8 protein-coding genes are annotated in these 12,963 nt (G+C 57.1%); 7 read left to right on the top strand and 1 reads right to left on the bottom strand.

Annotated elements, in window-relative coordinates:
* Nucleotides 1-39: 39 nt before the first annotated feature.
* From pabB to AB5Y76_RS09995, 3 genes are all read left to right on the top strand, one after another.
* The gene (gene pabB / locus AB5Y76_RS10005; protein WP_368177719.1) at nt 40-1,323 is read left to right on the top strand and encodes an aminodeoxychorismate synthase component I; all 1,284 of its coding nucleotides are present in this window, start codon (nt 40-42) and stop codon (nt 1,321-1,323) included.
* 42 nt (nt 1,324-1,365) lie between these two features.
* On the top strand, nt 1,366-1,932 hold the full coding sequence (locus tag AB5Y76_RS10000) for a CoA pyrophosphatase (protein WP_005351753.1): 567 nt from the start codon (nt 1,366-1,368) through the stop codon (nt 1,930-1,932).
* Between the two features lie 216 nt (nt 1,933-2,148).
* Nucleotides 2,149-3,447 (top strand): serine/threonine transporter, encoded by a 1,299-nt coding sequence (locus tag AB5Y76_RS09995; protein WP_005351750.1) that lies wholly within the window; start codon nt 2,149-2,151, stop codon nt 3,445-3,447.
* A 547-nt stretch (nt 3,448-3,994) separates the two neighbouring features.
* On the opposite strand, the gene sstT is transcribed toward AB5Y76_RS09995, so the two are convergent.
* Nucleotides 3,995-5,245: a serine/threonine transporter SstT gene (gene sstT / locus AB5Y76_RS09990; RefSeq protein WP_263717713.1), complete on the bottom strand. Its 1,251-nt coding sequence runs from the start codon at nt 5,243-5,245 to the stop codon at nt 3,995-3,997.
* Between the two features lie 355 nt (nt 5,246-5,600).
* On the opposite strand from sstT, the gene AB5Y76_RS09985 reads away from it, so the two are divergent.
* The 4 genes from AB5Y76_RS09985 to AB5Y76_RS09970 all read left to right on the top strand — a co-directional run bounded on the left by AB5Y76_RS09985 (nt 5,601) and on the right by AB5Y76_RS09970 (nt 12,856).
* Complete coding sequence (locus AB5Y76_RS09985) at nt 5,601-7,517, top strand: ATP-dependent DNA helicase RecQ (RefSeq protein ID WP_263717714.1); 1,917 nt, start codon at nt 5,601-5,603, stop codon at nt 7,515-7,517.
* A 591-nt stretch (nt 7,518-8,108) separates the two neighbouring features.
* A complete protein-coding gene (locus AB5Y76_RS09980) occupies nt 8,109-10,031 on the top strand; it encodes a PrkA family serine protein kinase (RefSeq protein ID WP_005333223.1) in 1,923 nt (640 codons plus the stop codon).
* A 23-nt stretch (nt 10,032-10,054) separates the two neighbouring features.
* The gene (locus tag AB5Y76_RS09975; protein WP_005360363.1) at nt 10,055-11,326 is read left to right on the top strand and encodes a YeaH/YhbH family protein; all 1,272 of its coding nucleotides are present in this window, start codon (nt 10,055-10,057) and stop codon (nt 11,324-11,326) included.
* Between the two features lie 9 nt (nt 11,327-11,335).
* Entirely contained in the window at nt 11,336-12,856 is a 1,521-nt protein-coding gene (locus AB5Y76_RS09970; RefSeq protein ID WP_263717715.1) for a SpoVR family protein, read from the top strand.
* Nucleotides 12,857-12,963 lie beyond the last annotated feature (107 nt).

The raw sequence follows: 12,963 nt of genomic DNA, 5'->3' as shown, positions 1-12,963 counted from the left end.
CATCAGCTTTTTGCCCGCCTGCAACATCAGCCGTGGGCCATGTTGCTGGAATCGGCGGGACCACTCGGTGCCGATAACGGCTTTGATATCATCACTGTCGATCCGCTGGCGACCCTCGAAACCCGCGGCGAAGTGACCACTCTGCGTGTCGGGGCGAATATCAGCCAACACCACGAAGATCCCCTCGCCCTGCTGGCCCATACCCAGCAACAGCTGCTGGGGGAGCTGGATCTGTGTGCCACTCACCTACCATTTATTGGCGGCGCCCTCGGCCTGTTTGGCTATGATCTGGGCCGTCGCTTCGAGCGACTACCAGTGCAGGCCGCCGCCGATATCGCGGTGCCGGACATGGCAGTAGGTATCTACGACTGGGCGCTGCTGCGCAATGTGACGACCGGCGACTGGCAGCTGGTGCACTGGGGGGATGAAACAGGCCTTGCCAACCGGCTGGCCTGGCTTGAACAGCAGCAGGCCAAACCGGCCCCCGCTTTTGCCTTGTTGGGGGCGTGGCAGAGCAATATGAGCCGCGCCGAGTATGGCGAGAAGTTTGCCCGCATTCAGGCATACCTTGCTGCGGGGGATTGCTACCAGATAAACCTGACCCAGCGTTTCAGCGCCCCCTATCAGGGGGATGAGTGGCAGGCCTATTGCCTGCTGGCAACCGCCAACAAGGCCCCCTTCTCAGCCTTTATCCGCCTGCCGGAGAGCGCGCTGCTGAGCCTCTCCCCCGAGCGCTTCCTGCTGCTTGATGGCCGTCATATCGAAACCAAACCCATCAAGGGCACTCGCCCTCGCCACCCCGATCCGGCCATCGATCGGCAAGTCGCGCAGGAGCTGGCGCAGGCGGACAAGGACAGATCAGAGAATCTGATGATCGTTGATCTGCTGCGCAACGATATCGGTCGGGTCAGCCGGCCTGGCTCGGTCAGCGTGCCTAATCTCTTTGCAGTGGAGTCGTTTCCGGCGGTACATCATCTGGTCTCCACCATCCACGGTGAGCTGGATGCACGCTGGCAAGGGGTCGATCTGCTGCGCGCCTGTTTCCCTGGTGGCTCCATCACCGGCGCCCCCAAAATCCGGGCTATGGAGATCATCGAAGAGCTTGAGCCCCAGCGCCGCAATGCCTATTGCGGCAGCATCGGCTACCTCAGCCAGCATGGCCGAATGGACACCAGCATCTGCATTCGCACTTTGATCGCCGAAGCGGGTCGTCTGCACTGCTGGGCCGGTGGCGGCATCATCGCCGACTCCGACGCCGACAGCGAATATCAGGAGACCTATGACAAGGTTGCCCACATCCTGCCGCCGCTGTCGGCGCTGTAACCCTCCCCACTGTCAGGCCAACGCACAGGAGAGCTCCCCGCCATGGATCGCCACGAACTGCTGACCCGCTTCCAGTTGCAGCGACCCGCCCCGGCCCATCGCCTCGCCATTGGCGGGCTCAGTCCGGCGGCGGTGTTGATCCCGGTGGTGATGCGCGATGAGGGGCTCAGCGTGTTATTGACCCGGCGCAGCCCCCGGCTGCGTCATCATGGGGGGCAGATCAGCTTCCCCGGCGGGCGACAGGATCCCGGTGACGAGAACCTGATTGCCACGGCGCTGCGGGAGACCGAAGAGGAGCTCGGCATTCCGGCCCGACTGATTGAAGTGATCGGCACCCTCAACCCGCTCAATACCGTGTCACGATTCGAGGTACTGCCGGTGCTGGGGCTGCTCGATGGCAACTATCCCCTCATCCTGAGTCCGGATGAGGTGGATCACGCCTTCGAAGTGCCGCTGACCCATCTGCTGGATCGACGCAACCACATCCCCCTAACCCTTTCCAGAGGGGGGAAAGCACACACCATCTACTGGATCCCCTGGCAACAGCACTTTATCTGGGGGGCTACCGCTAGCATGATCAACCAGCTAGCCCAGCATCTCGCAAAATAACAATTTACCTACATTTGGCTGAGCGAGATTTAATCATTAACACTAAAATAACGTGCCAATTGATAAACAATAATTGAATTTTTCTTGTTTTGATCACATTTCCATAAGAAAGTGCGGTTTTTCGTGCCGTAAAGATGAATTTGATCAACATTTTTGATTAGAAAAACCGTATCCTTGCGCCGACTTAATAAGAACCACACATTCGGGGTGAGATAGATGTCAAACACAGTCACTGGCACGCAGGGAGTTGCGGCGTCAACAGAGCAAGGGATCCGCTCTACTCAAACCACTCGTTGGGAAAAACGCGACTCTACCTGGGTCATCAGTCTGTTCGGGACCGCAGTTGGCGCGGGGATCCTGTTCCTGCCGATCAACGCGGGTATGGGCGGTTTCTGGCCGCTGGTCGTCATGGCGCTGCTGGTAGGTCCCATGACCTATCTGGCCCACCGTGGTCTGGCCCGCTTCGTGCTTTCCTCCAAAAAGCCAAACGCAGACATCACCGAAGTGGTGGAAGAGCACTTTGGCGTGGGTGCCGGTAAATTAATCACCCTCCTCTACTTCTTCGCCATCTACCCCATCGTGCTGATCTACGGCGTGGGTATCACCAACACCGTGGAAAGCTTTATGGTCAACCAGCTGCAGATGAGTGCCCCGCCGCGCTGGATCCTCTCCATCGTGCTGATTATGGGCATGATGTCGGTGATGCTGGCCGGCGAAAAGCTGATGCTGAAAGTGACCGAGCTGCTGGTTTATCCGTTGATCGCCATTCTGGCCGGTATCTCTTTGTATCTGATCCCGGACTGGACCGGTGCCGCGCTGGAGCAAGTACCCTCTGCCAAGGATTTCGCCACTACCCTGTGGCTGACCATCCCGGTACTGGTCTTCTCCTTCAACCACAGCCCGGCCATCTCCAGCTTCTCTCTGGCCCAGCGCCGCGACCACGGTGATCAGGCTGTCGAGAAAGCCGATGCCATCCTCAAGCGTACCGCCATGGTGCTGCTGGGCTTCGTGATGTTCTTCGTCTTCTCCTGCGTTATGAGCCTGACACCGGCCCAGCTGGCAGAAGCCAAGGCTCAGAACATCGCCGTGCTCTCCTATCTGGCCAACCAGCATGCCAGCCCCATCATCTCCTACTTCGGTCCGTTGGTTGCGTTTGTCGCCATCGTCTCCTCCTTCTTCGGCCACTATCTGGGTGCCCGTGAAGGTTTGAAAGGGATGATCGTGCAGAACATGCGCAAGTCAGGCAAAGAGCCGAACGCCAAGAAAGTCGAGATGTTCATCATCGCCTTCTTCATCCTGACCCTGTGGGGCACTGCCATTGCCAACCCCTCCATCCTGGGCATGATTGAATCCTTGGGCGGCCCTATCATCGCTACCATCCTGTTCATCATGCCGATGTACGCCATCAAGCGCGTACCGGCCATGGCGAAGTATCAGGGTCATATCAGCAACGTATTTGTCGCTGTGATGGGGATGATCGCCATCTCCGCCATCCTCTATCAGCTGGTCGGTTAATCCCCCACCTGCCACTGATAGCAAAAAGCCAGCCGAACAGTCGGCTGGCTTTTTTATCTCTGCAATCTGTGCCTCCGCGATTACCCTTCTCTCTCCTTATTACTCCTCTCACTCTGTTGGCTGTCTGCATGCTCACCAGCGCCATGACTGAGCACGCCGGGTATCAACATGACCCCCATGCCCGCAGCTCAATATCGCCAACACGTTTACTCCCCCTCACCAAACCATGATGGCGTGTCTGATAGGACGGGTTCATCTGCCGCAGCCAGCCACCTCCATTCTTCTTTGATGCTGTGATTGTCTTGAAGATCTGGGGTAAGCCATAGCAACCGGCTCTTGGCAGAACAGACAAAAATGTGTAACGCACAACCGAAGGAGGAAGCACAACTCAAAGGGATAAAGATAAGGCAGCGCCCGGACAAGGGCGACAGAATGTCCGGCACATCAGCCAAAGAGCCTGCTTAAAGAGGAAAAGAGAGCAAATCCGGCAATAAAAAGCGCCCTCCGAAGAGGGCGCAAGTGTGTTGCGAAACTGACCGTTACGAGATCAGGCTTCGCGGCTCGGTATCGGAGCCACATCCAGCAAGGTTTCATCTTCGGCCATGCAAGCAGCGGCGGTGAACAGCACGTCGGTGGAGCTGTTCAGTGCTGTCTCAGCAGAATCCTGCAACACGCCGATGATAAAGCCGACAGCAACCACCTGCATGGCGATGTCGTTGCTGATGCCAAACAGGCTGCAGGCCAGCGGGATCAGCAGCAAGGAGCCACCGGCGACACCGGATGCGCCACAGGCGCTGACGGTGGCAACCACGGAGAGCAGCACGGCTGTTGCCATGTCCACTTCCATCCCCAGGGTATGTACCGCCGCCATGGCGAGCACAGTGATGGTGATGGCCGCACCCGCCATGTTGATGGTGGCACCCAACGGGATGGAGACCGCGTAGGTATCTTCCGGCAGACGCAGTTTTTCACACAGCGCCATGTTGACCGGAATGTTGGCGGCAGAGCTGCGGGTAAAGAAGGCGGTCACGCCGCTCTCTTTGAGGCAGGTCAGCACCAGCGGATAGGGGTTGCGCTTGATCTTCCAGAAGACGATCAACGGGTTGACCACGAAGGCGATAAACAGCATGCAGCCGATCAGCACCACCAGCAGTTGGGCATAACCAAACAGGGCGTCGAAGCCGGTCTCTGCCAGCGTGGAGGCAACCAGACCCAGGATCCCGAGCGGGGCACAGCGGATCACCGCTTTCACGATGGCGGAGACACCGTGAGACAGGTCAGTGATCAGCGCCTTGGTGCTCTCGTTGGCATGGCGCATGGCGATACCCAGACCGATGGCCCACGCCAGGATCCCGATATAGTTGGCATCCATCAGCGCCTTGACCGGGTTGGTCACCACGTTGAACAGCAGGGTCTGCAGCACCTCGGTGATCCCGCCTGGCGGGGTGATCTCGGCAGTATTGGCCACCAGATGGAGGTTGGAGGGGAACAGGAAGCTGGCAATCACCGCGACCACGGCCGCAGAGAAGGTACCAAACAGGTAGAGCGCCAGCAGCGGGCGAATATTGGTCTTCTGACCCTGCTTGTGACCAATGATGGCCGCCATCACCAGTACGAATACCAGCAGCGGGGCTACCGCTTTCAGTGCACCAACGAACAGACTGCCGAGCAGACCTGCCGTTTTCGCCCACTCGGGCGCAAACAGTGCCAGCAAGATACCGAATACCAGACCAACCAGGATCTGGCTGACCAGACTGGTGCTATTGACCAGCCGAAGGAGGGGGTGTTGTTGTGTCATCAAAAAAGTCCCTAAGCACCGTAGTGCATGAATCATGAGTCCTGTCTGCAACCACTCATCGGGAGACCCCTGTCGCCCGGATGTGGTGTCTGTGGCCAGCCTTCTGTCGGGCCGATCCGCCAGTCACCGGATTGCATGACGGAATATCCCATTCAGCATCTTTTTTTTCCAGAGACTCACCAAAAAATATCCCGTTTCCATCACAAAAAACCGCAACAAAACCTTAACTACAGCGCAACCACCCATTTTTGTACGTTTTATCGACACTCTCTGCCCTCACCCTCACGACCATTCCTGTGTCATCCATGACCGGAATCGCTGTGCTATCATCCCCCATTTGCCGCGGAGCCTTGCCATGATCACATCCCTGCTCAACCAATATTTTGGTTTCTCCGCACTCAGGCCAGGTCAGGAGGCGGTGATCAGCCGGGTGCTGGCAGGTCAGAGTGCCGCAGCCATCTTTCCCACCGGCTCCGGCAAATCCCTCTGTTATCAACTGCCGGCCCTCGCCCTGCCTCACCTGACCCTGGTGATCTCGCCGCTGCTGGCGCTGATGCACGATCAACTCGCCTTCCTTAAAAGCAAGGGAATAAGCGCCGCTACCCTCGACTCTAGCCAGAGCCCGGAGGAAAGCCGACGAGTGATGCAGCAGGCGCTGGATGGCCAGCTCAAGATCCTGATGATCTCGGTGGAGCGACTCAAGAACGAGCGCTTTCGCCGCTTTATCCAGCAAGTGCCACTCTCGCTGCTGGTCGTCGATGAGGCGCACTGTATCTCGGAGTGGGGCCACAACTTTCGCCCCGACTACCTCAAGCTGCCGAGCTATCGCCATGACCTGAAGATCCCACAGGTGTTGCTGCTGACGGCCACCGCCACACCGGCGGTGATTCAGGATATGCAGACCAAATTCGGCATCGCGCCGGAGGGGGTCGTGGTCACCGGTTTCTATCGCCCCAATCTTGATCTGGCAGTCATTCCCCTGGCGCCCGACGCGCGGGATAGCTGGCTCGCGCAGGAGTTGGCCAACGATCCGACGGCCCCCACCATCGTCTACGTCACCTTGCAACACACCGCAGAAGCCTGTGCCGAGCACCTCATTAGAGAAGGGATCAACGCCCGCGCCTATCATGCCGGACTCGACTCGGCGCTGCGCAGTCAGATCCAGCACGACTTCATGGCGGGCAAGGTAGACTGCATCGTCGCCACCATCGCCTTTGGCATGGGGATCGACAAAGCGGATATCCGGCGGGTCATTCACTACGATCTGCCCAAGTCCATTGAAAACTACAGCCAGGAGATTGGCCGCGCCGGACGGGATGGCCAGCCATCGCGCTGTATCGTGCTGGCCAACCAGAGCCAGCTGCCGGTGTTGGAGAACTTCGTCTACGGCGATACGCCAGATTTGAGTGCCATCCTCCAGCTCCTTGCCATCATCAAGCAGAGCGGGAATGAGTGGGAATTCACCCTGCTGCGCCTCTCCAACGACACCAATATCCGCCAGTTGCCCCTTAAAACCCTGCTGGTCTATCTGGAGATGGCGGGCATCATCACCCCGGCCTACAGCTACTACGCAGATTACCGCTTCAAGTTTGTGCTGGATAAAGGCGAGATAGTGAGCCGCTTCAATCCGGAACGCCGCCAGTTTCTGGAGCAGCTGTTCGCCTGTGCCCCGCAAGCCCGCAGCTGGTGCACCATGGACTTTGACGCCCTCTGGCAGGGCTATCAGGGAGAGCGACAGCGGGCGGTTGCGGCGCTCGACTACCTGCAGCAGCAAGGCTGGATCGAGCTTGAAAGCAAACAGATGACCGAGGTCTACCGGATCACCCGTCAGGGGTGGGACAACGAGCAGGAAGCAAATGCCCTGCACGCCCTGTTCCTGCAAAAAGAGCAGAGCGAGCTGGCCAGACTGCAAGCCATGCTCGACTTTTTCACCTCGGATGAGTGCCTGAGTCACCGCCTCGCCAGCTATTTTGCCGATGAGGTGGCGCCGGTTCATTGTGGCCACTGTTCGGTTTGTCGCCGCGAGGTGGCACATCTCCCTCCCCTGCCCCCACTGACCATGCCAAACGAGGCGGGGATCCGCGCCTGGTGCGATCCGCTGATTGCCAAAACAGGTTCGGTGGATGCGCGTGTTCTGGCCCGTTTCCTGTGCGGTATCGCCACACCGTTGACCAGCCGGGTCAAGGCCAAATCGCTGGCGGGCGCAGGCCAATTGGCCGCCCACCCGTTTGCCCACGTCCTGGCGGCCGTGCAACAAGCCTACCCTTGCTAGATGAGTGCTGGCGGCGTCAATAGCCATCAGCAGAAACAAGCGTTTACAGACACAGAAAAAGAAGACCCTCGCGGTTGCGAGGGTCAAGCCAACGGAAACGTGCTTAAACAGAGCTTGGTGAGGCAACAGTCAACTCTCTTGCTAAAGCGTCTTGCTGCTCACACATCGCCAATCTAGGGCACTCAAAATGTAGCGTCAATGTAAAAATTAGAGCCTAAACTCCAAACAAAGCGATTTACGTTGACGTTCACGTAATGACATTCTCATCCATAACCCCGCCAACCCGCAGCCCTATTGCCTTTCGTCAAACCCCTTAATCTTTTCGCAATAAGTTCCCTCTTTCCCATAAACATTTATTTTTTATGTCTTTGACATTTACCTCACTATCGTGGCAAAAATAATTTAACAGTCAGTAACATAGCGGTGTTGTTGACTGACCCTCCCCGCAAAAGGATCGGGCAGGTTTCTTCAGAATTTAACCTATCAACCGTGATGGATTACTGGAGTCTGTTGACTAGGCTTTAAAAGCGCACAACACAAAAGCAGTCATCCACTTTTTTCAGGGTAAGCGACTATAACGAGGGCAAAGTTATGGGCATATTCGAGCATTACCAACAGCGATATGAAAAAGCGAGAGAAGAGGAATATACCATCCAGGAGTTCCTGGATATGTGTAAGCAGGACAAAGCCTGCTACGCCTCCGCAGCCGAACGTCTGCTGACCGCCATTGGTGAGCCGGAGATGGTAGACACCTCAGCCAACCCCAGACTGAGCCGACTCTTCTCCAACCGCGTCGTGGCACGCTATCCCGCCTTCAAGGATTTCTACGGGATGGAAGAGGCCATCGAACAGATCGTCTCCTACCTCAAACACTCCGCCCAGGGGCTGGAGGAGAAGAAACAGATCCTCTATCTGCTGGGCCCCGTTGGCGGCGGTAAATCCTCGCTGGCAGAGAAACTCAAATCCCTTATGCAGAAGGTGCCCATCTATCGCATCAAGGGCTCACCGGTCAACGATCACCCCTTCTGCCTGTTCGACATCGAAGAGGATGGGGAGATCCTGGAAAAAGAGTACGGCATCCCGCGCCGTTACCTGCGTCCCATCATGTCCCCCTGGGTGGCCAAACGCCTGCACGAGTTTGGCGGCGACATCACCAAGTTCAAGGTGGAGAAGGTCAACCCCTCCATCCTCGATCAAATCGCCATTGCCAAGACTGAACCCGGTGATGACAACAACCAGGACATCTCCTCACTGGTCGGCAAGGTCGACATCCGCATGCTGGAGCACTTCGCCCAGGATGACGCCGATGCCTACTCCTACTCAGGTGCGCTCTGTAAAGCGAACCAGGGGGTGATGGAGTTTGTGGAGATGTTCAAGGCCCCCATCAAGGTGCTGCACCCGCTGCTGACAGCAACCCAGGAGGGTAACTACAACGGTACCGAAGGGCTCTCCGCCCTCCCCTTTGACGGCATTCTGCTAGCCCACTCCAACGAATCCGAGTGGCAGCAGTTCCGCAACAACAAGAACAACGAAGCTTTCCTCGACCGGGTCTACATCGTCAAGGTGCCTTACTGCCTGCGCGTCTCGGAAGAGGTGAAGATCTACGAGAAGCTGCTGATCAACAGCGAATTGACCGAGGCCAAATGCGCCCCGGGCACCCTCGAGCTGCTGGGCCAGTTCTCTGTGTTGTCACGGCTGAAAGAGCCGGAAAACTCCAGCATCTACTCCAAGATGCGGGTCTATGATGGCGAAAGTCTGAAGGACACCGATCCGAAGGCGAAGAGCTATCAGGAGTATCGCGACTACGCCGGTGTGGACGAGGGGATGAATGGTCTCTCTACTCGCTTTGCGTTCAAGATCCTCTCCCGCGTCTTCAACTTCGACCACGCGGAAGTGGCCGCCAACCCGGTGCATCTCTTCTATGTGCTGGAGCAGCAGATCGAGCGCGAGCAGTTCCCGCAAGAGCTGCACGATCGCTACCTTGAGTTCATCAAGGGCTATCTGACCCCGCGCTATGTGGAGTTCATCGGCAAGGAGATCCAGACCGCCTATCTCGAGTCCTACTCCGAGTACGGTCAGAACATCTTCGATCGCTACGTCACCTACGCCGACTTCTGGATCCAGGATCAGGAGTACCGTGACCCCGAAACCGGCCAGCTGTTTGACAGAGCGTCCCTCAACAGCGAGCTGGAGAAAATTGAAAAACCTGCCGGGATCAGCAACCCGAAAGATTTCCGCAACGAAATCGTCAACTTCGTGCTGCGTGCCCGGGCCAACAATGCAGGCCGTAACCCCAACTGGACCAGTTACGAGAAGCTGCGCACCGTGATCGAGAAGAAGATGTTCTCCAACACGGAAGAGCTGCTGCCGGTTATCTCCTTCAACAGCAAAACCTCGGCCGAGGAGCAGAAGAAGCACGATAACTTTGTCGAACGGATGATGGAGAAAGGCTACACCCGCAAACAGGTGCGACTGCTCTCCGAATGGTATCTCAGGGTACGCAAGTCATCCTGACCCTGACTGTTCAAGGGGGAGTTATGGCGCATTTTATCGACCGCAGGCTCAACGGCAAAAACAAAAGCGCTGTCAATCGGCAGCGCTTCATCCGCCGCTACAAGAAGCAGATAAAACAAGCGGTCTCGGATGCTGTCTCCAAGCGCAGCATTCAGGACGTAGACAAGGGCGAGAGCATCAGCATCCCGACCAAGGATATTGGCGAGCCCCATTTTCATCAGGGGCACGGTGGTAAACGGGAGATGGTGCATCCCGGCAATGACCAGTTCGTCTCCGGCGACAAGATTGACCGTCCCAAAGGAGGAGGCGGCGGACAGGGTTCCGGCGAGGGACAGGCATCCAATCAGGGTGAAGGGGCCGATGATTTCGTGTTCCAGATCTCCAAGGATGAGTATCTCGATCTGCTGTTTGAAGATCTGGAGCTGCCCAGGCTGCAGAAAACCCAGCTCAATCAGCTGATGGAAGTCAAAACCTACCGTGCTGGCTACACCTCAAACGGGGTGCCCGCCAACATCAACGTGGTGCGTTCCCTGCAAAATTCGCTGGCACGGCGCATGGCGCTGCAAGCAGGCAAGAAACGCCAATTGCATGAACTGGAAGATCGGCTGGCCCTGCTGGCCACCGATCCCAACGAACACTTTGCCGAGATCGCCCTGCTCGAGAAGGAGATCAGGGAGCTGAAACGACGGATCGATGCGGTGCCGTTTATTGACACCTTCGATCTCAAATTCAACAACTTCGTCAAACGGCCCGTCCCTTCCAGTCAGGCGGTGATGTTCTGTCTGATGGACGTATCGGGCTCCATGGATCAGGCCACCAAGGAGATGGCCAAGCGTTTCTATATCCTGCTCTATCTGTTCCTGAGCCGGACCTACAAGAACGTCGAGGTGGTCTATATCCGCCACCATACCCAGGCCAAGGAGGTGGACGAGCACGAGTTCTTCTACTCCCAGGAGACAGGCGGCACGATTGTCTCCAGCGCCCTCAAGATGATGAACGACATCATCAACGAGCGTTACCCCGCCAACCAGTGGAACATCTATGCGGCGCAGGCATCTGACGGTGACAACTGGGCTGATGACTCACCGCAATGCAGGGAGATCCTGGCGCGGGACATCATGCCAAGGGTACGGTACTACTCCTACATCGAGATCACCACCCGTGCCCACCAGACCCTGTGGCACGAATATGAGTCGGTAGCCAGCCAGTTCCCCCACTTTGCGATGGAGCACATTCGCAAAGTCGAGGATATCTATCCGGTGTTCCGCGAGCTGTTCAAGAAACAAGCGGCGTGAGGAGGTCACATGATCGAAACAGAAAAACGTGTAGCGCCACTGGATGACGGACCAGACTGGAACTTCGATCTGCTGGAGACCTATCACCAGGAGATCGCCCGGGTCGCCCGTTTCTACAAGCTGGACACCTACCCCAACCAGATCGAGGTGATCACCGCCGAGCAGATGATGGATGCCTACTCCAGCGTCGGCATGCCCATCGGCTATCAGCACTGGTCGTTCGGCAAGCGCTTTATCCATACCGAGCGCAACTACAAGCGCGGCCAGATGGGGCTGGCCTACGAGATCGTCATCAACTCAGATCCCTGCATCGCCTACCTGATGGAGGAGAACACCATGCCGATGCAGGCACTGGTGATGGCCCATGCCTGCTACGGTCATAACTCCTTCTTCAAGAACAACTACCTGTTCAAGGCCTGGACCGATGCCTCCTCCATCATTGACTACCTGCTGTTCGCCAAGAACTACATCACCCAGTGCGAAGAGAAGCATGGTATCGAGGCGGTGGAACAGCTGCTCGACTCCTGCCATGCCCTGATGAACTTCGGGGTGGATCGCTACAAGCGTCCCCAGAAGATCTCGATGGCCGAGGAGAAGCGGCGTCAGAAGGCGCGGGAAGATTATCTGCAAACTCAGGTCAACGAGCTGTGGCGAACCCTGCCCAAGCAGCATAAAGCCGCTGGCGTGGAGGACAGGCGCTACCCCGCCGAACCCCAGGAGAACATTCTCTACTTTATCGAGAAGAATGCACCCTTGCTGGAGCCCTGGCAGCGGGAAGTGGTGCGTATCGTGCGCAAAATCAGCCAATATTTCTATCCGCAAAAGCAGACTCAGGTGATGAACGAGGGGTGGGCCACCTTCTGGCACTACACCATCCTCAATCACCTCTATGACGAGGGCAAGTTGAGCGATCGCTTCATGATGGAGATGCTGCACAGCCACACCAACGTGGTCTATCAACCGGCTTACAACAGCCGCTACTACTCGGGGATCAACCCCTATGCGCTGGGGTTTGCCATGTTTACCGACCTGCGCCGCATCTGCGAGAACCCAACCGAGGAAGATAGATACTGGTTCCCCGACTATGCTGGCAGCAACTGGGTCGACACCCTCCACTTTGCCATGCAGAATTTCAAGGACGAGAGCTTTATCAGCCAGTTCCTCAGTCCCAAAGTGATGCGGGATATGAAGCTGTTCGCTATTGATGACGACGATCTGAAGAACTATCTGAAGGTCTCCGCTATCCACAATGACGAGGGGTACCGTCAGGTGCGCAATACCCTGTCGGCCCAATACAACCTCAGCAATCTGGAACCCAATATTCAGGTCTACAACGTTGCCGTGAAGGGGGATCGCTCCCTCACCCTGCGCTATGTGCCCCACAACCGCATACCCCTTGGCGACTCACGCCATGAGGTGCTCAAACACCTGCATCAGCTGTGGGGATTCGACGTGGTGCTGGAGCAGGATAACGGCGAGCTGCCACCCGATATCATAGGTCGTTGCCCGGAGCGCAAACCGGGGATCTGACCCGTGACGTGATATCTCGACGGCCCACTTCGGTGGGCCGTTTTTTAATCGGTTGCTTCTGCCAGCATGAGCGCTGCCCAAACCGTACAACCCGAACAAACCACAAC

It is taken from the genome of Aeromonas sp. R1-2 (assembly GCF_040908505.1).
GTDB lineage: Bacteria > Pseudomonadota > Gammaproteobacteria > Enterobacterales > Aeromonadaceae > Aeromonas > Aeromonas veronii.
The sequence above is the reverse complement of the archived record's forward strand: the minus strand, read 5'-3'. Positions and strand labels throughout refer to the sequence as shown.

Bases quoted from the DNA above. Each gene is read 5' to 3' on its own strand.
- AB5Y76_RS09985 (WP_263717714.1), top strand. From the start codon at position 5,601: ATGATCACATCCCTGCTCAACCAATATTTTGGTTTCTCCGCACTCAGG.
- AB5Y76_RS09970 (WP_263717715.1), top strand. From the start codon at position 11,336: ATGATCGAAACAGAAAAACGTGTAGCGCCACTGGATGACGGACCAGAC.
- sstT (WP_263717713.1), bottom strand. From the start codon at position 5,245: ATGACACAACAACACCCCCTCCTTCGGCTGGTCAATAGCACCAGTCTG.
- AB5Y76_RS09975 (WP_005360363.1), top strand. From the start codon at position 10,055: ATGGCGCATTTTATCGACCGCAGGCTCAACGGCAAAAACAAAAGCGCT.
- AB5Y76_RS09995 (WP_005351750.1), top strand. From the start codon at position 2,149: ATGTCAAACACAGTCACTGGCACGCAGGGAGTTGCGGCGTCAACAGAG.
- AB5Y76_RS10000 (WP_005351753.1), top strand. From the start codon at position 1,366: ATGGATCGCCACGAACTGCTGACCCGCTTCCAGTTGCAGCGACCCGCC.
- pabB (WP_368177719.1), top strand. From the start codon at position 40: ATGTTGCTGGAATCGGCGGGACCACTCGGTGCCGATAACGGCTTTGAT.
- AB5Y76_RS09980 (WP_005333223.1), top strand. From the start codon at position 8,109: ATGGGCATATTCGAGCATTACCAACAGCGATATGAAAAAGCGAGAGAA.